Source organism: Niabella digestorum, assembly GCF_036409055.1.
In the GTDB taxonomy this organism is placed as follows: domain Bacteria; phylum Bacteroidota; class Bacteroidia; order Chitinophagales; family Chitinophagaceae; genus Niabella; species Niabella composti.
The window spans coordinates 333,923-357,253 of record NZ_JAZGLY010000004.1 but is presented as its reverse complement, the minus strand read 5'-3'; the positions used below and the strand labels follow the sequence as shown (position 1 = coordinate 357,253).

Sequence of the window (23,331 nt, the reverse complement as noted above, 5' to 3'; positions counted from 1 at the left end):
CAGGCTTACTGAGTAAGCAGCTGATAAATCGTTACAGACTGAAATTGCTCACCAGGGGATAAGAGCGTTGATGGAAAGTTGGGATGATTGGGTGCGTCCGGGAAGTGTTGGGTTTCAAAACAAAATGCTTCCCGGGCATTAATAGGTTTTCCGTTACGATCCTTATCTACACCTTTCAAAGTGTTTGCGGTAAAAAACTGTATCCCGGGCTCGGTAGTAAAAACTTTCATTAATATCCCGGTTTTGGGACTGTAGGCTGTTGCGGCCAATTCGGGTGTTTTACCGCCTTTTTGTTTGTTCAAAACAAAATTGTGATCAAACCCACCTCCATATTTTAATTGCGGATGAGGTGCATCTACTACACTGCTGATAATAGTGGGCTTTCTTAAATCAAATGGAGTATTGGTTACCGGTACAATTTCTCCGGTAGGAATCATCGCTTCGTTAACGGGTGTGTAATGATCCGCATTGATATATACCTGATATCCGGTTACCGAACCTCCTCCTTCGAGATTAAAATAGCTATGATTAGTAAGATTTAGAACAGTCTTCTTATCCGTTTCGGCAGTATAGGCAATTTTTAACTCATTTTGATCATTGAGCGAAAAAGTTATCTGCACTTTTAGATTTCCTGGAAATCCGTTCTCCCCGTCTTTTGAAAGATAGGCAAGGGTTACTGCGCGATCTGACTTTTCCACCCAGTCCCAAACCTGTTCGTTAAAACCATTGGGGCCTCCATGAATATTGTTCCCGTTATTGTTGAGTGGTAGCTGATAGGTAGTGCCATCTAGTGTAAATTGTCCTTTTGCCATACGATTGGCATATCTTCCTACAGTAGCTCCATAATTTCGGCCCACAGCCTGAATGTATGCATCAATCGAATTAAATCCCACTACTACGTCTACAGGGTTTCCTGTTTTGTCGGGAACAATGACACTTACCAAACGTGCTCCAAAATTGGTAATGGCCACCGTCATGCCCTTCTTATTTTTCAGAAAAGCAATCCCGGTTTTTTTACCATTTATTTCTTTTTCAAACTTTTGAGGATTGAGATAAGGATGGGGTACGCTTTGCGCATGCATCACTAATGTCCACAACAAACTGGCTAAAACGCCTGATAAACGCAATATAAATCCGGATTTTACGGCAAGCAATTTATTTTTCATATCGGCAATATACACAATCGCATTTACAAGAACCTGCAATATCTATTTATTCTGTTCTCTCACTGGCTTGTCCACAAAGAATTTTATCAAAATTGTTGATGTTGAGAATGTTATACGCTGATAAAGGACTTCTTTTGCCACAAAAGCACTTGGAAAAATCCGATTCCGTCAAAATGTTAAATACCAGCTATCTTTGCAGCCTATTTGAATTTAAGAGTATATGAGTGTGCAACAATTATCGGAACAAGAAATTATCAGAAGAGAAAAATTGCAAAAATTAAGGGCTGCCGGTATTGATCCTTATCCCGCACCCTTATTTCCGGTAACTCACTATTCCGAAGATGTTAAAAAGAACTTTTCTGAAGAGACGAAAGATCAGTTCGCGGAAGTAAGTGTCGCCGGCCGTATCATGAGCATCAATGATAAGGGCAAGGTGTTTTTTATAAAAATTCAGGATAAACAGGGCATTTTTCAATTATACGTAAAACGGGATGAGCTATATCCCGGTGAGGATAAAAGCGAGTGGGATACACTGGTAAAGCACGGATTGGATTTGGGTGATTTTATCGGAGCTTCTGGATATGTATTTATTACTAAAACCGGAGAAACCTCTCTGCACACAAAACAACTTACGCTTTTGGCCAAATCTTTAAAACCGTTACCGGTTGTAAAGCGCGATGAGCAGGGAAATGTATTCGACGAAGTCACCGACCCAGAATTCCGTTATCGTCAGCGTTATGCCGATTTGGTTATTAATCCTTCGGTAAAAGAAGTTTTTGTAAAACGCACAAAAATGATCAACTCCATCCGCGAGTTTTTGAACGAACGCGGAGCTTTGGAGGTAGATACTCCGGTTCTACAATCTATTCCGGGTGGTGCTGCTGCAAGACCATTTATTACCCATCACAATGCCTTAGATATTCCTTTCTATCTGCGTATTGCTAATGAATTATATCTAAAACGCCTGATTGTGGGTGGCTTTGACTGGGTATACGAGTTCAGCCGCAACTTCAGAAACGAAGGAATGGACCGTACGCACAATCCAGAGTTTACCGTTTTGGAATTCTATGTGGCCTATAAGGATTATTTCTGGATGATGGAAACTACCGAACAACTTTTGGAAAAAGTAGCGCTGGATGTGAACGGTACCACCGATGTTACTGTGGGTGATAATACTATTTCTTTCAAAGCACCATTCCCGCGTGTATCCATTTATGATGCTATTAAAGAGCACACCGGCATTGATATCAGCAATATGGATGAAGCCGCATTGAGAAAAGTTTGTAACGACTTAGGCATTCATGTGGATAATACCATGGGTAAAGGAAAATTGGTGGACAAAATCTTCGGTGAAAAATGTGAACACCACTACATTCAGCCCACATTCATCATCGATTATCCTGTAGAAATGAGCCCACTTACCAAAAAACACCGTTCAAAAGCCGGACTGGTAGAACGTTTTGAGCTGATGGTAAACGGTAAAGAGATTGCCAATGCATACAGTGAGCTGAACGACCCACTGGAACAACGCGAGCGTTTCGAAGAACAGGCAAAATTGCTCGAGCGCGGCGATGAAGAGGCCATGTATATCGATTACGATTTTTTGCGTGCTCTGGAATACGGTATGCCTCCAACTGCGGGAATCGGTTTTGGAATCGACAGATTATGTATGTTGATGACCAATCAATCATCGATACAGGATGTACTATTCTTCCCTCAGATGAGACCCGAAAAGATGGATTAATCAAAAGTGCTTCGGATAATACTAAAAAGCACTCTTTAACCGGAGTGCTTTTTTATTTTTACATTGATTGCTTGCTTCAACGTTTGAGAAACATTTAATCTCTACATTCGTTGTATAAATAAATATCTTTTATCATGAGACGAATATTTGTCATTGTATCCGTTCTCTCCATTATCATTTCGCTTTTACTGTCGATTTATATCAGTAAAAACTGGTATGTGGTCTTTGCTGCCGTGTTTGTGCTTTCGTGCTTAGGCTATTACGACATGTTACAAACGCGCCACAGTATCCGCCGTATTTATCCGCTATTTGGCCGGCTGCGTTATGTAATGGAAGAATTGCGCCCTAAGATTTATCAGTATTTCATTGAATCGGATATTGACGGTAGACCCTTGAACAGAGTGGATCGTTCTACCGTGTACCAACGTGCTAAGCTGGACAATGACACCATGCCCTTTGGTACACAGCTGGATGTATATGCACCGGGGTATGAATGGATTTGTCATTCCGTAGCTCCAGTAGATTTTAAGCAGCTGGACCATAATCCGAGAGTTTTGTTTGGAAATAAAGATTGCAAACAACCGTATAACGGAAGTATTCTCAATATTTCTGCCATGAGTTATGGTTCGCTGAGCTCCAATGCTATTGAGGCGATGAATGGCGGCGCTAAAATTGGGGGCTTTGCTCATAACACCGGCGAAGGAGGTCTTAGTGATTATCATTTAAAACAAGGCGGAGACTTGATTTGGCAAATAGGTACCGGTTATTTCGGCTGCAGGGATGAACATGGTAATTTCTCTCCGGAATTATTTGCCGAAAAAGCAAAGATTCCAAACGTGAAGATGATAGAAATAAAAATTTCGCAAGGCGCCAAACCGGGCCATGGGGGTATTTTGCCGGCGAGCAAAAACACACCCGAAATAGCAAGAGTTCGTCATATTGTTCCGGGAACAACGGTTGAGTCGCCCCCCTATCATACTGCATTCTCTTCTCCGAAGGAGCTCATACAATTTATCAAACAACTAAGAGAATTATCGGGCGGAAAGCCTGTTGGATTCAAATTATGTATCGGTCATAAGAGCGAGTTTATGGCAATTTGCAAGGCTATGATAAATGCCGATACTTATCCTGATTTTATAACCGTAGACGGGGGAGAGGGAGGAACTGGTGCGGCTCCGCAGGAGTTTTCTAACTATGTAGGAGCACCTTTATTAGATGGTTTGGCTTTTGTGGATGATGTATTAAGAGGATTAAACATCAGGCATCACATAAAAATTATTGCATCAGGAAAAATTACTACCGCCTTCCATATTGCACGGGCTGCAGCCTTGGGGGCTGATGCCTGCAACTGTGCACGCGCTATGATGCTGGCCGTAGGTTGTATACAAGCGCTGTTGTGCAATACCAACCGGTGTCCGACCGGCGTGGCTACACAAGATCCAAAACTTACGAAAGGCTTAGTGATAGACGATAAAAAATATCGTGTAGCTAATTATCATAAAAACACAGTGAAAGCCTTTGTAGAACTAATGGCTGCCGCCGGATTGAGAAGCATGGATGATATCACACGCTCGCACGTGTACAGAAGAGTATCGCTTACCGCCATGTACACATTCGAAGAAATATTTCCATCGGTAAGAGAAGGATGTTTTCTCGAAGGTGATATACCCGAAAAGTATAAAAGAGACTTCTTAATGGCCGATGAAAATCATTGGGGTGTACATTCTGTGGGAAGCTGGAGCGAAGCTACTGGTTATAACAAGATAACTGCGGGCTAATATCCTATAAACTTTAAGGTATCCGGAAGCATGTGGTTTTTGATATAGTTAGGACCACAAAGCTTCCGGATTTTTTATATTGTTTTTAATCTCTCCGATGTTAAATATTAAAAAAGTTTCTGCCCTTTTAACAATTTATCATATCGGTGTAAGGCTTCGAGGAAGTAATAGTCGGCATATACCAAGGGAACATCAATTTCAGAATTATGCGGAATACTCCCAACACAATGTTTTAAAATAAAATTGCCATTGGTTCCGGGTTTAGCCCTGTATGCATCCGAAGACAAGGAACGCAGAATTTTCACGGCCATGGCTTTATACTGCTTGCTTTTCGATGCATCCGCATAAGTACTTAATTCAAGCAATGCAGAGGCTGTTATTGCCGCGGCCGATGCGTCTCTGTACAAGACAGAAATATTTCTTGCATTGGAGCGAGCTCCAGGCGTAAACCCTTGTTCATAAGCATTAAAATCCCAATAAGGAATACCATCTTCTGGCAAGTTCTTATTATTGACAAAATAATCGGCCAATCCTATAGCTTGATTTAAAAAGCGCGGATCACCCGTTTCGCGATAAGTCATCGTAAAGCCATAAATAGCCCAGGCCTGACCCCGACTCCAAGTAGAATTGTCGGCATATCCTTGTGCAGTTTGCTTGGTAAGCACTTTGCCGGTTGTACTGTCGTAACATACTACGTGATAAGAACTGTTATCAGGTCTGAAATGATTTTGCATTGTTGTTTCAGCATGTTTAATTGCTATTTTTCTGAAATGGTCATCCCCCGACACCTTGGAAGCAAAAAACAGCATTTCCAAATTCATCATATTATCAATAATCACAGGAAAATAAAATTCATCCGTATTATGCCAAGACCTAAATACATTCCACGATTTAATAGAGCCTGTGGTTTCATTAAATCGCGTACTTAAAGATTTTGCTCCATTGATGAGCAACTGCTTATATTTTTCATTTTTGGTTATTCTGTAAGCATTGCCATAGCTACAGTACATCATGAATCCCAAATCATGATGTCTTGTAAAAGTTTGCAGGGGTTCCAATTTTTCGGTCCATTTTAAAGCTTCGGCCTTTAACGTCTCGTCTTTTGTGTGTTCATATACATACCACAAACTGCCGGGAAAGAATCCCGATGTCCAATCGTACATATTTGTGGTAACTAATTTTTCTTCTTTATTTATCGTGCGCGGATAAGCCCCTCTTTCTGCATCGAATTTTTCATTAGCCGTCTTCAGTAGTCCTTTCAGCATTACGGAAGCATGTGAAAAGTTTTCCTTCACGAACTCATCAGCTAATGCGGTTTGGGATTGCTTTTTTGCAACACAAGCAGAAAAAACAATAACAAAGGATAATGCAATTACAATCGTTTTTTTGTACATATACTGTATTGGATTTTTTTATAAAAAATTGCGGCTTTTGTAAAAAGCCTATCTGTTTTCTTGGTTTGGGTTATTTATTTTTTTGAATCGTATAAACATATTTTCCTTTTATGTGAGTGGATTTGGCTACTAATTTTATCCGATATAACTCCTTACCCCAGACAGAAGAAAGCTTCTTATCTGTAAGTTCGATTGTATCCACTTCCACATCAAATTGTTGATAAGGATAGTGCAGTATTACTTCTTTGCCTTCTTTACGTAAGCTGATAATTCCTTTTTTAACGGTATCCGGTTTTGCAGCTACAAGAAAGTTGATGATGTGAGGTTGTTTTGTTGTTGTAAGTTCAAAAGCATCTTCTATCTTCAATTCTTTGGAAGACAAAGTATACGTTCTATACCATGTTTTAACTGCTGCTTCTTTTGGATAAGCCTTACTAATATCTAAACTAAATCTATTATAGCGATTATCAAAACGGGCATCAGAAGATTTATAGTTTGCCCCGTTAAGCTGAGCAAACCCATTAATAGTGGGCAAATTGTGATAATTGCTTTGCATCGTCCAGATAGAATATCGCTCACTGCCGAATGTTTGTCTCATATAAGTACCCACGCCGGCATCCACAAAAAATGGAATCGTATCTACATATAAAGAAAAAGTTCCTACGTCGTTGTGATTATGGCTTTCATTATTATGTCCTCCTTTTGCAGCTAGAAAATAGTGGACGTTTTTAACATATAAAAATTCGGTTTGCGGATACCATGTATAAGAAGCCGTAGGCAGTGAAGGCGCTGTATTGATCACTTCTTTATTATGAGCAATACTTTCAAGTATGCGAAATACATCTCTGAATTCTTTAGGCTTTAAATTATCTCTACTTTCTTTTATTAGATAGGATGCAAAGGCTGTCATTTCCTTACTATTCACGGCTTTTCCATAGCGATAAATAAGCGCTGCATCGCCGCCGCCTCTTGCCGTAGCATCCGCAAAGTTCACAACCCAACCATTCCCCACATAGCTCCGACAAATGTATTCTCCCATATTTTTTATTAGCGGTTCATGAAAAATCGATATTTGTCCGCCTGTAATGTTGTGTAGGAATTGTAAATAATCATATAGCTTGCCTGCAGCGTGTCCCCAATACGAAGGTCCTTCTTCACAGGCGCCATCTTCATGAACATAATTTATGAACCGGTCTACGGAACGCATGGTTTTATACACCGCCTGTGCCAGTTTTTCTTGATCTTCTTCCATTAAAGCAAAAGTTTGGAGCACGTTACTATTGCACCACACATTCCAATTATTCACCAACTGCGATGGATTGGTACTAAAGCCCATCCACCAAAAGCGATCGGTTTCCATATAAGGATCTAAAACCCGCTTTTTAATTTCAAATCTTATACGTTCGCTGATGAGTTTGTTTTCTTTATCAAATTCTTCTTTCAAAAAATAGTGAATCCAGGACAGCATAGACCCTACATCTCCTACAAACAGATCGATTATGTTCTGCTGATGATCGGGAAACCTTTTATTATTGCCCTGTTGTAAAGAAAGATGGGCCGATAAAGACCATGTAGTCATTTCACAAAGAGCAAACACACCATTGATAAGCTGATCCATAAATCGCTTGTTACCTTCAGCCATTTCTGCAAGAAATAATGTAGATATGGCTTTGAGGTTTTTATTAAAAGGTTCTTCCATTATCGTACGCGAACCGCTTCGAGAATATTCCAAATAATCCGTAGCCTTAACAATAAGCCACTGATAGGTCAAATATTTTTCCCCTTCTTGGATGAGCTCTTGTTTATAATCTCCTAAAAAAAGATTCCAAGCATTCCGGTCGCGATATGCGGGATAGGGCATCCACTTTTCTTTAGCAAGTAATACTTTTTTTACAAAATTTACATCGCCTTGTTGTTGTAGCAAATTACGAGGTTCGCCGGCTTGCACACGTCCGGTAATCCATACTAAAAGGCAAAGCAATACGCAATTTCTTTTAAAAAAGTAGAGTAAATTCACAATAAAATCTTTTTAGGAAAGTTCTTAAAGATAAGAGATTATACCTCTCAGGATTATTTCAAACGTTTGCTTTAATTAAAAACCCTTCATTATGGCCGACATCAAAAAAGAAGATATTAAACAAGAAGTTTTTGATCTGTACGATGACTATGCCCACAATCGTATAGATAGACGCGAATTTGTTCAAAAGCTTTCCCTGTACGCAGTAGGAGGGCTTACCGTTTCTTCGCTCATGAGTTTTTTAATGCCTGATTACAAGAACCGCACGCAGGTTAAGGCAGATGACCCGCGCATTCAGGCGGAATATATCACCTATGCTTCTCCCAAAGGTGCCGGTACAATGAAAGGCCTGTTGTGCATGCCTTCTGATGTTAAAGAAAAATTGGCGGGCGTAATTGTAGTGCATGAAAATCGCGGACTGAATCCTTATATCGAAGATGTGGCTCGAAGAACAGCTCTTGCCGGATTTGTGGCATTAGCTCCGGATGCTTTAACACCATTAGGCGGATATCCGGGTAATGATGATGAAGGTCGCGCCTTGCAGGCTAAACGTAACAGAGAGGAAATCTTAGAAGATTTTATCGCCGGATACGATTATCTAAAAAAACATCCGAAATGTACAGGGCGTATAGGTGTGGTAGGGTTTTGTTTTGGCGGATGGGTGGCTAATATGATGGCTGTGCGTGTTCCGGATTTGGGAGCAGCTGTTCCTTTTTACGGAGGACAGCCTAAGGACGAAGATGTTCCAAAAATTAAAGCTCCTCTACTCATTCATTATGCAGAATTGGATACTCGGGTAAATGAGGGATGGCCTGCTTATGAAAGCGCACTTAAGGCGCACAATAAGGAGTACACAATGTATATGTACCCTAAAGCCAATCATGGGTTTCATAACGATACCACACCACGCTACGATAAAGAATCAGCCGAGTTGGCGTGGAAAAGAACAATAGACTTCTTCAACCAAAAACTAAAATAGTGTGGTCTTTGCCACACTATTTTTTATTATTTAAAACCAACTCTTTTTTAAAACTCAGCGTTCTTAGGTGTTCTAGGGAACGGTATTACATCACGGATATTGTTCATCCCGGTAACAAACTGAATCATACGTTCAAATCCCAGTCCGAAACCAGCATGAGGAACTGTTCCAAATCTACGGGTATCTAGATACCACCATAGTTCTTCATCGGGAACGTTCATATCCTTCATTTTTTTCAGCAGCACATCCAGTCTTTCTTCACGCTGCGAACCGCCAACGATTTCACCAATACCCGGCGCCAAAATATCCATTGCGGCTACTGTTTTTCCGTCATCATTCATGCGCATATAAAATGCCTTGATTTGGGCCGGATAATTCATCAATATCACAGGTTTTTTGAAATGTTTTTCTACAAGATAACGTTCGTGCTCGCTTTGCAAGTCCATACCCCATCCTGTAATAGGATACTGGAATTTCTTTTTCTTATTATAATTACTATTCGCCAGAATGTCGATGGCTTCGGTATAGGTTAATCTTTCAAACTGATTGTTTAGCACAAATTCTAGTTTTTCAATCAATCCCATTTCCGAGCGTTTGTCCTGGGGTAACTGCTTTTCTTCATCGGCCAAACGCTTAGCCAGAAAGTCCAGATCCTCAGCATTATGATCCATTACGTATTTTATGATGTACTTGATGAATGCCTCGGCTAAGTTGGCATTATCTTCCAAATCATAAAACGCCATTTCCGGCTCTATCATCCAAAACTCCGCCAAGTGACGTGTAGTATTGCTGTTTTCGGCTCTGAAAGTAGGGCCAAAAGTATAGATCTCGCCCAGTGCTGTAGCTGCTAGTTCTCCTTCCAACTGGCCACTTACTGTAAGATTGGTCGATTTTCCAAAAAAATCTTCTTTAAAATCTACCGATCCGTCTTCGTTGCGAGGTGTATTATCGAAGGGTAATGTGGTTACTCTGAACATTTCTCCTGCACCTTCAGCGTCACTAGCAGTAATGATAGGAGTGTGTATGTAGACGAATCCTTTTTCGTTAAAAAACTTATGAATTGCAAAGGCCAATGCATGACGTACGCGAAATACCGAAGCAAACGTATTCGTACGAAAACGCAAATGCGCAATCTCTCTCAAAAACTCCAAAGAATGTTTCTTTGGTTGTAGAGGATATTTCTCAGGATCGCTATCTCCTAGTATTTCAATAACTCTCGCTTTCAGCTCCACTTTTTGTCCTTTACCCAAAGAGGGGACCAGCGTTCCTGTTACCTTCAAAGAAGCTGAGGTAGTGATTCTTTTCAGAAGCGATTCTTCGAACTGGCCCAATTCTGCCACTATTTGTAGATTGGTATTGGTACTTCCATCGTTCAATGCAATAAATTGATTATTACGGAAAGTACGCACCCATCCCATTACCGTAACTTCCTGCTCCTGAGGTTCCTGTTGTAGCAGCTCTTTTATTTTAATCCTCTTATTGAACATTTGCTTTTATTTTGGGCGGCAAAGATAATATTAATATCCTCCACCTTGGCCTGTATTTATATTATTTGGACGAGAAAAATTACATTAACAAGGAATAATTTTTAGAAAAAATATATCAAAATAGGCAAAAAATTTGTTTTCTTGTTAATTATGCGTTCTATTTTAAACGATATTATCAAGAGAAGCCACACCAAGTGTTAAGCCTTTTTAATAACTTAAAAAAAGTCAAAATTTTTTATATGTTTTGTTTTTTTTGATAAAAACACATTATTTTCGCAGCAGAAATGACCTACGGCTTGTGATCATCTCTGCTAATTATTGATTTCCATTTCAATAAGATTCACCTAAAACAATTTTCATTATTTTTTATTGTTAATCAGCATGCGAAAGCCGGTATTTGATTAATTAAGTTTACCCCTATGTATGATATTTTACAATTGAACGACATGCTCGTTCCGGAATTGTTGGACATTGCCAAACAGTTAAATATTCCTGATGCGAAAAAACTGACGAAGCAAGAGCTTGTATACCGTATCCTTGACAGCCAGGCGATAGCGGGTTCTAAGGAAGAAACAACTGAAACAAAACCGAAGAGAAAACGCATCGTAAAAGCTACCACTTCAGTAGGAACGGAGGAAGCTTTTGTGGAAGACGAAGGAACTGACACACAGGAAGAAGAAACCAAAGAAAAGAAGGCCAAAGCGCCAGCTAAAAAAGCTAAAGCTGCGGCTAAAAAGAAAAAAACTACAACGAAAAAAGAAGAAGAAGAAACTGTAGCAGAATCCGAAGAAAAAGAAACCAAAAAGAAGAAAGAGGAAAAAACCGAGGTAGAAGAAGCTACTACCGAAGCATATAGCGAACAAGAAGATGAAAATGAAGGGAAAGATTTCTCTTTCGATCCAGCTACGCTTTCTTTTATTGAAAAAGCCCTAAAGGCCACAGAAAAATACGCCAATCCGACTCCTGTAATTATAGACGAAGTAGCTCCTCAACCCAGCAAAGCGAAAAAAGAAAAAGAGAAAGAAAAAGATGCTGCTTTCAATGTAGAGTTTGATGGTGTGATTTTGAGCGAGGGTGTGTTGGAGATGATGCCAGACGGATATGGTTTTTTAAGATCTTCTGACTATAACTATTTATCCAGCCCTGACGATGTATATGTATCTCCTTCACAAATCAAATTATTTGGATTAAAAACAGGTGATACTGTACATGGAGCTGTTCGTCCTCCGCGCGAAGGCGAAAAATATTTTGCGCTCTTAAAAGTGGATACCATCAACGGTAAGAGCCCGGAAGAAGTGCGCGACCGCGTACCTTTCGATTATCTGACACCACTATTCCCTTACGAAAAATTAAACCTCTTTACCAGACCGGAAGATTATTCCACACGCATTATGGACCTCTTTACCCCCATTGGTAAAGGACAAAGAGGTTTGATCGTAGCTCAGCCCAAAACTGGTAAAACCATGTTGTTGAAAGCAGTAGCAAATGCTATTGCCCAAAATCACCCTGAGTGTTACTTAATGGTGGTACTGGTAGATGAAAGACCTGAAGAGGTAACCGATATGGAAAGAAGCGTGAAAGCCGAAGTTATTGCTTCCACCTTCGACGAGCCGGCCGAAAAACACGTAAAAGTGTCTAACATGGCCTTGCAGAAAGCTAAAAGACTGGTAGAATGTGGACACGATGTAGTGATCCTGCTCGACTCTATCACTCGTTTGGCAAGAGCTCATAATACCGTATCGCCCGCTTCAGGAAAAGTACTAAGTGGTGGTGTGGAAGCCAATGCCATGCAAAAACCCAAACAGTTCTTTGGTGCCGCCCGTAAAATTGAAAACGGAGGTTCTCTTACTATTCTAGCTACAGCCCTTATCGATACCGGAAGCAAAATGGATGAAGTGATCTTTGAAGAATTCAAAGGTACCGGTAACATGGAACTGCAGTTGGATAGAAGACTGGCTAATAAACGCATTTACCCTGCAATTGATCTCACAGCGTCTTCTACACGCCGCGACGATCTGTTGCTTGATAAGGACGTGCTGCAAAGAATGAATCTGCTTCGCGTATATCTGGCCGATATGAAGACAGAAGAAGCGATGACAGAACTCTTAAAACGCATGAAGGGCACCAAGAGCAATGAAGAATTCCTTGCTAGCATGAACTCATAAGTCTTAATATTAATATAAAAAGGCTGGTTCTTTCTCAAAAGTTCCAGCCTTTTCCTTTAGCTTTACTACTTATAAGCTTTTATTTACTAATTACTTCGATGAGAAAAAAATATTCCGTAGGCACTAAAATGAAGGTTGCCGTGGATTGTATCGTTTTCGGATTTGACGGTAACCGATTGAAAATACTACTAATAAAAAGAGGATTTCAACCCGAAAAAGGTAAATGGAGTCTGATGGGTGGTTTTGTGAATAAAGATGAAAGTGCTGAAGATGCTGCCAAAAGAGTCTTGAAAAAACTTACCGGTCTGGATGGTATTTATCTGGAGCAGTTTCACACCTTTACGCGTCCGGATCGCGACCCGGTACAGCGTACCATATCTATCGGTTATTTCGCACTGATCGATATTAATAAATACAAAGACTCATTACACGATAACTTTAAAGCACATTGGTTCCCTATAAAAGAATTTCCTTCTCTCATATTTGACCATAATGAGATGGTGATGATGGCTCAAAATAGGCTGCAATATAAAGCTGCATCACATTCTATTTTATTTGAGTTATTACCCGAAAAATTCACCATCCCTATGTTACAAACACTTTTCGAGGACGTGTTTAACACTGTCTTCGATAAAGGAAACTTCAGCAGAAAGATGCTCTCTACCAACCTTCTTATTAAACTAAAAGAAAAGGATAAAAGTAATTCTAAAAAGGGAGCCTTCTACTACAAGCTGGATAGAAAACACTATCAGCAGAACTTACACAAGATATTGAAGCTGGTACCTAATCCCAACGATTTACTCTAAGTACGTATCATAAGCCGATTAGGCACCTGTAGCAGATGACTGTTCTTCGGTATCGGGGTTTTCCTTTTTCCCGAAAATATCATTAAACCATTTTTCGGCTTCAGGAAAATACTCTTTCATAGCTTCTTTTCCTTTAGAAGCTAATTCTGAAAAATAATCTTTTGCTTGTTCTGCGGTTTTACCGGCCTCTTCTTTAAGCTTATTGGCCTTTTCCTTCAAATCATTCATCATTTTTTCTTTTTCTTCTTCGCTCATATTGGCATATTTTCCAGCCGCAAAACCTGCCAATGCACCTAGAATAAATGTAGCTATATGTTTGTTGTTTACCATAGTACGAATATTTTATACAAGTTAAAAAAATCCTGAGAAATTGCAAGCACACTAGTGTATAAACAAAAAGCCTGCCCTTTTTTATGAGCAGACTTTTTACTATTGCTTTTAAAATTCGATTTATTTTTTGGCAGTAGGATATACCAGCTTCATTTCCTTTATTAAATGATCGGCACCGGCAAATTTATCTATAATGAAAAGTACATAACGAATATCTACCATAATATTTCGGCAGATGGAAGGATCATAATTAATATCACTCATCGTACCTTCCCACACGCGGTCAAAGTTTAGTCCTATCAAATTTCCATAAGCATCAAGTGCGGGACTACCACTATTTCCTCCTGTAGTATGATTGGAAGCAATGAAACATACTGGCATTTTACCATTAACGCCATATATGCCATAATCCTTCTTTTTATGCAGTTCTATCAGCTTTTGGGGTACATCAAATTCATAATCTCCGGGCTTATATTTTTCCATCACACCATCTAAATAAGTATAATAATCATATTTCTTACCCGACGGGGAGTTATATCCACTTACATTACCAAAAGCCACTCTTAAAGTACTGTTAGCATCGGGATAAAATGTTTTATGAGTAAATGCATCCATCTGTGCTTGCATATACAAGCGCTGTAACTTATTGATATCAGCCTGAATTTTATTAACCTTTAACGCAACATCATTATCATACATATTTGCGATTTCAATAAGCAATTTGGCCGCAACATCTGTATTTAATGCATCATACAATCGTTCGGGCTGATTTGTTAAAGCATCCATTACTTTTTGCTTATCGGCAAATACGCTTTTGCTATAAACATCGTCAGCCCATTTAGCATAATCATTATATTGATGATATTGCTCTTTGGCATAAGTAGCTACATAGCTCGGTTCTTGCTTTTCTATGTAAAGTTGCATCATAGCAGCAAAGAGCTCCTTATCTACATTAATATTGAAATCTTTCCAAAATTTTTCAAACCAGCTAATGTCAGCGGCCAAAGCTTCTGCATAACCCTGTTTGTCTTTTCGCGATTTTAATGCACGTATTTTGTTGACAACTGTAAATAATTCTACTTTACTAGTAGTTTCTAAATAATAATCGCGCGCTAGTGCATAAGGTTTTATCTCCTTATGCTTTTGAATCAGCTCGGGTAATACTTTACCATATTTAGTTTTTAATGTAGGATTTTTCTCCAGCAATGCTGTAAATTCTTTTTCGTAGTTCAATTTTTTCTGAACTGCATTAGTAGTAGTAAGCCCCAATACTTCGCCTTGCCATTTCTTCCAAGCATTACTGATTCCGGCATATTTCGATGCATATTGAATCTTTATTGCCTCATCACTACGCATGTATTTATCAAGAATAGATAAGGCTTTATCTCTTATTGAAATTTTAGCCGGATCATACACTGTCATAATTTGTTCTACAGCTTCACTAGGCAAATACTCGGAGGTGCGACCCGGAAAACCAAACACCATTGTAAAATCACCTTCCTTTACACCACTAAGCGAAATAGATAAAAATTTTTTTGGCTTATAAGGAACATTTTCCGGACTATATTTTGCCGGCTTATTATCTTTTCCAGCATAGATTCTGAATAGACTGAAATCGCCCGTATGGCGCGGCCACATCCAGTTGTCTGTATCTTTTCCAAAGTTCCCAATAGAGGAAGGAGGTGCACCTACCAATCTTACATCATGATAGGTTTCGGTAACAAACAGGTAAAATTTATTTCCTTCAAAGAAAGGACGCACATATGCATCCTGATAAGTTTCTTTTTTAACATTATTCAATAACCCACGAACATTTCTAGCTATTTGCGACTGACGTTCGTTTTCAGCCATCGATTCAGATACATTTGTTAGTACCTGAGCAGTTACATCATCTATTCTTACAATAAATGTTACAAACAAGTTCGGGTTGGGTAATTCTTCGGCATAATCTCTTGCCCAAAAACCGTCTCTTATAAAATTTTTATCAATAGTAGAATGACTCTGAATAGCACTGAATCCACAGTGATGGTTTGTCAACAATAATCCTTTGTCCGATATAACTTCTCCGGTACAAAATCCTCCAAAGCTCACTACGGCATCTTTCAAACTTGCCTTGTTAATACTATAAATATCACTAGGACTCATTTTCATACCCAGCTCTTTCATTCTTTTAGCATTAAGTGCTTCTAGAAGCTGAGGCAACCACATACCTTCATCTGCCTTTGCTACTGAAAAGAGTAATACGCAGATGAACACTGATAATATTCTTTTTACGTAAATCATAACTTATGTAATTAAGATGTTTTTTACAGAACAGGGTAACAGATATATATTGTGTCGTTCCTAATTTGTGTTTTTAGGACTTCATTATTGTGAAAAATAGCCCATTAACCAAAAATTTCTCCCCAAAGATATGTGAATAGCAATGGATTTATGTGGATAACCCTGCGTGAAACGTTTATATGAAACATAATTGTTGGGTTATAAATTTTAAAATATTGTGGAAGCCCTTTTAGTCGGTGAGTTACTTTAAAATTATACTATCGGATATCCACATCAATCCGTAGTGAAGCAAAAATTTTTTATGTACATTAATGATATCCACATAATTGTGGAAAACCTTCCAAAATAAGCAAGATCTAATACCTTTCATGTTAATTAGATGTCAAATTGTGTGGAAAACAATTAACTTTTAAATTTGTAATAGAACTAAAATGGAAGTTATCCACTAATTCACAGCCGTAATAGTAATAGGTTTTTTTTTAAAAAAATAATAAAATAGTTATTAATAGTGTTATAATAGCAATCGCAAAAATTTGTTTCCGAAAATTTGCCATTGCATTGTATCATTGCATATCGAATTTAAATTTTTATCATGGAATCAGCTATCTTGGAAACAGCACAGCAGGAATTGGACGTAAAGGGATTTTTGGATATTGAGGTAGATCCAACGCTGGATTTATTTGAAGAAATTAGCAAATTAAAGAAGGAAAAAAATGCAGTTATTCTAGCGCATTATTACCAGGAAGCTGATATTCAAGATATAGCTGACTACATTGGCGATAGTCTAGGATTGGCTCAGGAGGCCGAGAAGACAAATGCCGATATGATTGTTTTTGCGGGTGTGCATTTCATGGCCGAAACGGCAAAAATTCTCAATCCAACTAAGAAAGTTGTTATTCCCGATTTTAAAGCCGGTTGTTCACTGAGTGATAGCTGTCCTCCTCCCATGTTTAAGTTGTTCAAGGAACAACATCCCGATCATGTTGTGGTAAGTTACATCAACTGCAGCGCCGGTATTAAAGCGCTGAGCGATGTAATTGTTACCAGTAGTAATGCCCGCATTATTGTGGATAGTTTTCCAAAAGACCAAAAAATAATTTTCGCTCCGGATAAGAATTTAGGAGCCTACATCAATAAAGTTACAGGTCGCAACATGTTGTTGTGGAACGGTGCATGTATTGTGCATGAAATATTTAGTCTTGAAAAAATCGTAAAGCTGAAACAACAGCATCCGAATGCTAAATTTATTGCCCACCCCGAGTGTGAAGAGGAAGTGTTGAAGCTGGCTGATTTTATAGGTTCCACAACAGGATTATTGAAGTACACTATGGAAAGTGATGCAGATGAATTTATCGTAGCTACCGAAACCGGTATTCTGCATCAGATGGAAAAAGCCAGCCCGCATAAGAAATTTATACCTGCTCCTCCGGATAATGGCTGTGCATGCAACGATTGTCCACACATGAAGCGCAATACATTGGAAAAAATATACCTGTGTATGAAATATGAGCTTCCCGAAATTACAATGGATGAAGAACTGCGTCTGGCAGCTAAAAAGCCTATTGACAGAATGCTAGAAATAAGTAAGCAAGCCGGATTGTAATTTATTTGAATTCTATATTAGTATTTTCAATTTGTTTTTCTCCGTTAAAACGTAGAAATATTTGCGCAGTTGTAATTACGTCTTTCTGACAATAAGTTACAATGCGGTCAATATCTTTTTCCTCGTAATATACTTTGGCTACCATACTGCCATCGATATCATCTTTGGGTGTGCTAATACCTAAAGTGCGGGCTAGCAGATTTAAAGATGTATAACTTTTGTAATCACCGAATTTCCACATTTCCATGGTATCGAGATGATTTATCTCCCATGGTTTTTTACCGGCAATATTAAGTAGTACGGGAATAGGAAGATTGTTTATAATTAATCTTCTACAGATATAAGGAAAGTCAAATTCTTTACCGTTATGTGCACAGAGATATTTGGGTTCATTACTGCTCCATCGGTTTAGCATTTCTGTAAAATCTGCTAGAATCTTTTTTTCATCATCTCCTGCAAAGGATTTTATAACCAGCTTTCTTTCATTCTCCGATCCATGTATTATTCCACAACTGATGCAAATAATTTTTCCGAATTCGGCATAAATACCTGCTCGTTCATATATAGTTTCGGAGGTTTCGTTTTCATAGTTTTTTAAAAGAAAGCTTGCTTTAGTATCCCATAGTTTTTTCCACTCTTCATCCAATAATTCATAACTGGCTTTTTGCGGAACAGTTTCCACGTCCAGAAATAATATGTTTTGTATTGGATAATTCATGTCTGTTATAGATATTTATCTCCTTTGGTTCTTTTTACTTCAGCAACGTAATCTTTAATTTCTTGTTCTTTATCTTTCTTGCAAATTAAAAGTACATCTTCGGTATCTACAATTATATAATCCTCCATACCCTGCACAAGTACTAATTTTTTTTCAGGAGCATGAATCACAGAATTGTGAGTATCAAATACAATTACATCACTACCTGCCACTGCATTTCCAAAATAATCTTTTTCCATATTGGCATAAGCACTGTTCCATGTTCCCAAGTCGGTCCATGTAAAGTCGGCCGGGATAATGTATACATTGCTCGCTTTTTCCATAATTCCAAAATCAATGGAAATGCTTGGACATTGTGAGTATATTTCTTCTATTATTTTTTCTTCTGCGGGAGTATTTAATTTTTCTTTTTCACTATAGAATAGCTCGTATATTTCCGGTAAATGTTCTTCAAAGGATTTGATGATGGTTTTACATTTCCATGTAAAAATGCCACTATTCCATAAGAAATCACCACTTTTAATAAAAGCTTTGGCTAATTCCAAATTAGGCTTTTCAGTAAATGTTTTTACTTTATAAATACCAGGCGCCACTTCTATATCTTCATGTTGAATATAGCCGTACCCTGTATTGGGATGTGTAGGTTTGATGCCGATGGTAGTAAGCGCATTAATATGGGATACAAAATCCAGCGCTTTGTTAATCACTACCGAAAATTTCTCAAAATCGGGAATATGATTATCAGCAGGTGCCGCAATCATTACAGCATCTGGATTTTTTTCATGAATTTTAAATGCAATGTAAGCAATACAAGGTGCCGTATTTTTTCTGAAAGGTTCGGCAACAATGTTTTCTTTTGGTAATGAGGGCAGCTGTGATGCTACAATATCTGTATAATCTTCTGAAGTAACTACATAAATATTTTCAGTAGGTACAATTTTACTGTAACGTTCGAAAGTAGCCTGTATGAGGGTTTTTCCGGTGCCTAGGATATCCAGAAACTGTTTGGGGTATGAAGTTCTACTTTTTGGCCAGAAGCGGCTTCCGATACCGCCGGCCATTATAGCTACATAATTATTTTTATTCATGACTTATATCAATCCTTCTTTTAGTAAATCGTGAATGTGAATAATACCAGAATATTTTTTATTGTCGGTAACAACCAATTGGGTGATGGCGTTTTTCCGCATTATATCTAGGGCTGTAATGGCCAATTCATCCTTTGAAATATGTTTTGGATGTATGGTCATGATGTCTTTCGCTGATATATGTTCAATATCGGTATTTTTTTTCAACATTCTTCTTAAATCTCCGTCGGTAATTATTCCAACCAGATTTTGTTCCTCATCAATAACGGCAGTAACACCCAGTCTTTTTTGTGTCATTTCTACAATAACTTCTTTTAAAGACTGATGGGGGTACACAGCCGGTTTTTCATTGTGAACAAATACATCGGCTACCCGTAGGTACAATTTTTTGCCTAGTGTACCACCTGGATGAAATTTAGCAAAATCTTCATCCTTGAAGCCTTTTATTTCCATAAGACACACGGCTAGGGCGTCGCCTATTACCAACTGAGCTGTAGTACTGGTTGTAGGGGCCAGGTTGTTGGGACAAGCTTCATTAGGTACTGTGGTATTTAAAAATATATCTGCCTGCTTAGCCAAATCCGAATGTTCATTACCACATATGGCTATGAGGCTATTGCCAAAATTTTTAATGAGTGGAATGAGCGCTTTTATTTCAGGGCTGTTTCCACTTTTGCTAAGAATCATTACTACATCCCCTTCCTGTATAATCCCTAAATCGCCGTGTAAAGCATCTGCGGCATGCATGAAAATAGACGGTGTTCCTGTAGAATTAAAAGTAGCAACAATCTTCTGGGCAATAATAGCGCTTTTACCAATGCCGCTTAAGACAATACGGCCTTTGCAATTGAGTAAAAGTGCTATAGCTCTTTCAAAGTCATCATCGACGAACTTTTGAAGAGTTGCTACTGCAGCAGCTTCCTGTGCTATAACACGCTGTGCAATATCCTTACAATTGGGTTTCATACACAAGGGTAACAAAAAGCAAAAGTATTGGTTTATATGTCAATTCCGAAAGGTTTATCCACCTTATTTCAGAGGATATAAATTAAGGTTGGAGATAATAAAATTTAACCAATTTTGCTTAGTAGAGTTCCTTTAAGAGCAGTAACTTAGCAACCCCCAAAAAGATTATTTTTTTTTTAATAATATCTGGCGTATCTTTTTTACGCATGATTTTGCTTAAGTTAAAATACTGAATATAGATAAAATGGGTGTCAAAAGTGGAAAAGCTGCCCCAAAAAAAGCCAAAAAAGAGCCTGGGCAGGCTGCGAAGAAGACAAAGGTTGATTTGCACGAAGCGCTGCAGAAATACTTTGGTTTTAAACAATTTAAAGGAAAACAGCAGGAAATAATAGAATCTTTACTGTCTGGTAAAGACACTTTTGTGATTATGCCAACAGGAGGAGGTAAAAGCCTGTGTTATCAGCTTCCGGCTATGATATCGGACGGCGTAGCCATTATCGTATCGCCTCTCATAGCCTTAATGAAAAACCAAGTGGATCTGGTAAGAGGATATAATAGCAATGACGAGATTGCACACTTTTTAAATTCGACTTTAACCAAAAAGGAAATAAAGGCTGTTCATGACGATTTGATTTCCGGAAAAACCAAACTTTTATATGTGGCTCCGGAAACACTAACAAAACCCGAAAATCTTTCATTCTTCAGCGATCTGAACATTTCTTTCTTTGCGGTAGATGAAGCGCATTGTATAAGTGAGTGGGGACACGATTTTAGGCCGGAATATCGCAGACTGCGCGAAATGATGGATAAGATTAATCCTAATTTGCCGGTTATCGCTCTCACCGCTACTGCTACACCTAAGGTTCAGAGTGATATTATTAAGAATCTCGATCTTAGAGAACCCAACATATTTATCTCTTCTTTCAACAGGGAAAATCTTTATTATGAAATCATTCCCAAAATCAAAAAATCTCAAACACACGAAAGCATTGTGCGCTTTATAAAGGGAATGAAAAATAAAAGTGGTATTATTTATACCCTTAATCGCAAAACTACTGAGGAACTAGCCGATATTTTACAAGCAAATGGTATCAAGGCGGTTGCTTATCATGCGGGGTTGGATGCCAAATTGCGGGCTAAAAGACAGGACGATTTTCTAAGTGAGGATGTCCAGGTGATTGTGGCCACTATCGCTTTTGGTATGGGAATCGATAAGCCCGATGTACGGTTTGTGATACATTATAATATTCCAAAGTCGATCGAGAACTATTATCAAGAAACCGGTAGGGCAGGACGCGATGGATTAGAAGGAAAATGTATTCTTTATTACTCACATAAAGACGTAAGTAAGCTAGAGCACCTTATGCGGGATAAGCCGTTAAGTGAAAGAGAAGTAGGTGCACAATTAATAAATGAAACCGTGGCATATGCCGAGAGCGGCGTGTGTAGACGTAAAGTAATACTCAGTTACTTTGGCGAAGAGTTTCCGCAAGAAAACTGTGGAAACTGTGATAATTGTAAAAATCCAAAGGAGAAGATAGAGGCCAAGGAAGATGCTGTCATTGTATTAAAGGCTATCAAGGAGCTGGGTGAAAAGTTTGCTACAGATTATATGGTCACTATTATCACCGGCAAGCTAACACCTCAGGTTAAGATGTTCCGCCATGAAGGACTTTCCAGTTTTGGTATCGGTAAGGAAAAAAATGCACATTTTTGGAACTCGCTTTTCCGACAAATGATTTTAGAAGGATTGCTGCGCAAGGATATTGAAGAATATGGTGTATTGAAGATAACCGATAAGGGAGCAGCGTTCCTCAAAAAACCAAAATCTTTCAGCATTGTCCTGAACAATAATTTTGAAGAGGCCATGGGAGATGATGATGAAGGTATGGATAATGTGGAAGATGGAGCGGTTGTAGATGAGCGTCTTTTTGAAATGTTAAAAGAACTGCGGCAGAAAGAAGCTAAAAAAATTGGACTCGTTCCCTGGGTTATTTTCTTGGAAACATCTCTGCAAGATATGGCAACACTGTATCCTACAACTTTACAGGAGCTGGAAAAATGCCAGGGTGTTAGTGGTGCTAAAGCACGTCGTTACGGAAAGCCCTTTGTGGAGTTGATTGCTCGGTATGTTGAAGAAAACAACATAGTAAAACCCGACGATTTCGTGATGAAGAGTGTTGTGAATAAAAGCGGTGATAAAGTGTATATCATTCAACAAACCGATAAGAAAATTCCTTTGGAAACAATTGCCAAGAATAGAGGGTGGGAAACTGCTGAACTGCTAGAAGAAATGGAAACCATAGCTGCCAGCGGTACTAAACTCAATATCGGTTATGCCATCGATGAGATGCTTGATGAGAATGAGCAGTATGAAATTATGGAGTACTTCAAAACTTGCGAAACCTCCTCTCTTGAAGTGGCACAAAAGGAATTGGCAGAATTCGATTTCAACTGGGAGCAGTTAAAAATTATGCGTATCAAATTCCTTAGTGAGTATGGTATGTAATCCTGCAAGAAATTTTCATAAAAAATAGATTTTTAATTAAAAACCTTTATTTTTGCTGCCCCGTTAAAACGGTCGGTGCGGTAGCTCAGTTGGTAGAGCAAAGGACTGAAAATCCTTGTGTCGCCGGTTCGATTCCGGCCCACACCACAACCCTTGCTAATCGGCAAGGGTTTTTTATTTTCTTATTTATTTATTCGTTTTATTCTTAGAAAGGCCGATAAAAAATCCCGTTTAGCTTTATTGATTATCCTATCATACTACGTTAGCAATAGGAAAATTCAGGAAGGGGCGAAGAGAA

Annotated in this window: 16 protein-coding genes and 1 tRNA gene; 8 read left to right on the top strand and 9 right to left on the bottom strand. The window is 38.6% G+C overall.

Annotated features, from left to right (window positions below):
* Positions 1-5 precede the first annotated feature (5 nt).
* Entirely contained in the window at positions 6-1,166 is a 1,161-nt protein-coding gene (locus V2H41_RS08995) for an aldose epimerase family protein (protein ID WP_330974815.1), read from the bottom strand.
* A 220-nt stretch (positions 1,167-1,386) separates the two neighbouring features.
* Here V2H41_RS08995 and lysS point away from each other — a divergent pair, with 220 nt between their 5' ends.
* Together lysS and V2H41_RS08985 are read left to right on the top strand one after the other, a co-directional pair.
* On the top strand, positions 1,387-2,910 hold the full coding sequence (gene lysS, locus V2H41_RS08990; RefSeq protein ID WP_330974814.1) for a lysine--tRNA ligase: 1,524 nt from the start codon (positions 1,387-1,389) through the stop codon (positions 2,908-2,910).
* A 134-nt stretch (positions 2,911-3,044) separates the two neighbouring features.
* Positions 3,045-4,688 carry an FMN-binding glutamate synthase family protein gene (locus V2H41_RS08985; RefSeq protein WP_330974813.1) on the top strand — a complete coding sequence of 548 codons (1,644 nt, stop codon included), beginning with the start codon at positions 3,045-3,047 and terminating at the stop codon, positions 4,686-4,688.
* Positions 4,689-4,795: 107 nt separating this feature from the next.
* Here the strand turns inward: V2H41_RS08985 and V2H41_RS08980 are convergent, their stop codons facing one another.
* Both V2H41_RS08980 and V2H41_RS08975 read right to left on the bottom strand, forming a co-directional pair.
* On the bottom strand, positions 4,796-6,082 hold the full coding sequence (locus tag V2H41_RS08980) for a glycoside hydrolase family 88 protein (RefSeq protein ID WP_330974812.1): 1,287 nt from the start codon (positions 6,080-6,082) through the stop codon (positions 4,796-4,798).
* Between the two features lie 70 nt (positions 6,083-6,152).
* Positions 6,153-8,099 carry a heparinase II/III domain-containing protein gene (locus tag V2H41_RS08975; protein WP_330974811.1) on the bottom strand — a complete coding sequence of 649 codons (1,947 nt, stop codon included), beginning with the start codon at positions 8,097-8,099 and terminating at the stop codon, positions 6,153-6,155.
* A gap of 91 nt (positions 8,100-8,190) precedes the next feature.
* On the opposite strand from V2H41_RS08975, the gene V2H41_RS08970 reads away from it, so the two are divergent.
* Positions 8,191-9,078, top strand: a complete 888-nt coding sequence (locus V2H41_RS08970; RefSeq protein WP_330974810.1) for a dienelactone hydrolase family protein — start codon at positions 8,191-8,193, stop codon at positions 9,076-9,078.
* Between the two features lie 47 nt (positions 9,079-9,125).
* Here V2H41_RS08970 and asnS read toward each other — a convergent pair whose 3' ends face one another.
* Positions 9,126-10,565, bottom strand: a complete 1,440-nt coding sequence (gene asnS / locus V2H41_RS08965) for an asparagine--tRNA ligase (RefSeq protein ID WP_330974809.1) — start codon at positions 10,563-10,565, stop codon at positions 9,126-9,128.
* Positions 10,566-10,984: 419 nt separating this feature from the next.
* Between asnS and rho the strand changes: the two genes are divergently transcribed.
* Both rho and V2H41_RS08955 read left to right on the top strand, forming a co-directional pair.
* Positions 10,985-12,730, top strand: coding sequence for a transcription termination factor Rho (gene rho, locus V2H41_RS08960; RefSeq protein ID WP_330974808.1), 1,746 nt, complete (start codon positions 10,985-10,987; stop codon positions 12,728-12,730).
* A 98-nt stretch (positions 12,731-12,828) separates the two neighbouring features.
* Positions 12,829-13,536 (top strand): NUDIX hydrolase, encoded by a 708-nt coding sequence (locus V2H41_RS08955; RefSeq protein ID WP_330974807.1) that lies wholly within the window; start codon positions 12,829-12,831, stop codon positions 13,534-13,536.
* A gap of 18 nt (positions 13,537-13,554) precedes the next feature.
* On the opposite strand, the gene V2H41_RS08950 is transcribed toward V2H41_RS08955, so the two are convergent.
* Together V2H41_RS08950 and V2H41_RS08945 are read right to left on the bottom strand one after the other, a co-directional pair.
* Complete coding sequence (locus tag V2H41_RS08950) at positions 13,555-13,866, bottom strand: YtxH domain-containing protein (RefSeq protein WP_330974806.1); 312 nt, start codon at positions 13,864-13,866, stop codon at positions 13,555-13,557.
* 120 nt (positions 13,867-13,986) lie between these two features.
* The gene (locus tag V2H41_RS08945) at positions 13,987-16,149 is read right to left on the bottom strand and encodes a S46 family peptidase (RefSeq protein ID WP_330974805.1); all 2,163 of its coding nucleotides are present in this window, start codon (positions 16,147-16,149) and stop codon (positions 13,987-13,989) included.
* 592 nt (positions 16,150-16,741) lie between these two features.
* On the opposite strand from V2H41_RS08945, the gene nadA reads away from it, so the two are divergent.
* The gene (gene nadA, locus V2H41_RS08940) at positions 16,742-17,752 is read left to right on the top strand and encodes a quinolinate synthase NadA (RefSeq protein ID WP_330974804.1); all 1,011 of its coding nucleotides are present in this window, start codon (positions 16,742-16,744) and stop codon (positions 17,750-17,752) included.
* Position 17,753: 1 nt separating this feature from the next.
* Here nadA and V2H41_RS08935 read toward each other — a convergent pair whose 3' ends face one another.
* The 3 genes from V2H41_RS08935 to V2H41_RS08925 are packed head-to-tail and all read right to left on the bottom strand — an operon-like array spanning position 17,754 to position 20,524.
* Positions 17,754-18,470 (bottom strand): 3'-5' exonuclease, encoded by a 717-nt coding sequence (locus tag V2H41_RS08935; protein WP_330974803.1) that lies wholly within the window; start codon positions 18,468-18,470, stop codon positions 17,754-17,756.
* A gap of 5 nt (positions 18,471-18,475) precedes the next feature.
* The gene (locus V2H41_RS08930; protein WP_330974802.1) at positions 18,476-19,558 is read right to left on the bottom strand and encodes a mannose-1-phosphate guanylyltransferase; all 1,083 of its coding nucleotides are present in this window, start codon (positions 19,556-19,558) and stop codon (positions 18,476-18,478) included.
* 3 nt (positions 19,559-19,561) lie between these two features.
* Positions 19,562-20,524, bottom strand: coding sequence for a KpsF/GutQ family sugar-phosphate isomerase (locus V2H41_RS08925; RefSeq protein WP_330974801.1), 963 nt, complete (start codon positions 20,522-20,524; stop codon positions 19,562-19,564).
* A 244-nt stretch (positions 20,525-20,768) separates the two neighbouring features.
* On the opposite strand from V2H41_RS08925, the gene recQ reads away from it, so the two are divergent.
* On the top strand, positions 20,769-23,033 hold the full coding sequence (gene recQ, locus V2H41_RS08920) for a DNA helicase RecQ (protein WP_330974800.1): 2,265 nt from the start codon (positions 20,769-20,771) through the stop codon (positions 23,031-23,033).
* Between the two features lie 74 nt (positions 23,034-23,107).
* Positions 23,108-23,180 (top strand) — tRNA-Phe (locus tag V2H41_RS08915).
* The last annotated feature ends 151 nt before the right edge of the window (positions 23,181-23,331 follow it).

Bases quoted from the DNA above. Each gene is read 5' to 3' on its own strand.
- V2H41_RS08995 (WP_330974815.1), bottom strand. From the start codon at position 1,166: ATGAAAAATAAATTGCTTGCCGTAAAATCCGGATTTATATTGCGTTTA.
- lysS (WP_330974814.1), top strand. From the start codon at position 1,387: ATGAGTGTGCAACAATTATCGGAACAAGAAATTATCAGAAGAGAAAAA.
- V2H41_RS08985 (WP_330974813.1), top strand. From the start codon at position 3,045: ATGAGACGAATATTTGTCATTGTATCCGTTCTCTCCATTATCATTTCG.
- V2H41_RS08980 (WP_330974812.1), bottom strand. From the start codon at position 6,082: ATGTACAAAAAAACGATTGTAATTGCATTATCCTTTGTTATTGTTTTT.
- V2H41_RS08970 (WP_330974810.1), top strand. From the start codon at position 8,191: ATGGCCGACATCAAAAAAGAAGATATTAAACAAGAAGTTTTTGATCTG.
- asnS (WP_330974809.1), bottom strand. From the start codon at position 10,565: ATGTTCAATAAGAGGATTAAAATAAAAGAGCTGCTACAACAGGAACCT.
- rho (WP_330974808.1), top strand. From the start codon at position 10,985: ATGTATGATATTTTACAATTGAACGACATGCTCGTTCCGGAATTGTTG.
- V2H41_RS08955 (WP_330974807.1), top strand. From the start codon at position 12,829: ATGAGAAAAAAATATTCCGTAGGCACTAAAATGAAGGTTGCCGTGGAT.
- V2H41_RS08950 (WP_330974806.1), bottom strand. From the start codon at position 13,866: ATGGTAAACAACAAACATATAGCTACATTTATTCTAGGTGCATTGGCA.
- V2H41_RS08945 (WP_330974805.1), bottom strand. From the start codon at position 16,149: ATGATTTACGTAAAAAGAATATTATCAGTGTTCATCTGCGTATTACTC.
- nadA (WP_330974804.1), top strand. From the start codon at position 16,742: ATGGAATCAGCTATCTTGGAAACAGCACAGCAGGAATTGGACGTAAAG.
- V2H41_RS08935 (WP_330974803.1), bottom strand. From the start codon at position 18,470: ATGAATTATCCAATACAAAACATATTATTTCTGGACGTGGAAACTGTT.
- V2H41_RS08930 (WP_330974802.1), bottom strand. From the start codon at position 19,558: ATGAATAAAAATAATTATGTAGCTATAATGGCCGGCGGTATCGGAAGC.
- V2H41_RS08925 (WP_330974801.1), bottom strand. From the start codon at position 20,524: ATGAAACCCAATTGTAAGGATATTGCACAGCGTGTTATAGCACAGGAA.
- recQ (WP_330974800.1), top strand. From the start codon at position 20,769: ATGGGTGTCAAAAGTGGAAAAGCTGCCCCAAAAAAAGCCAAAAAAGAG.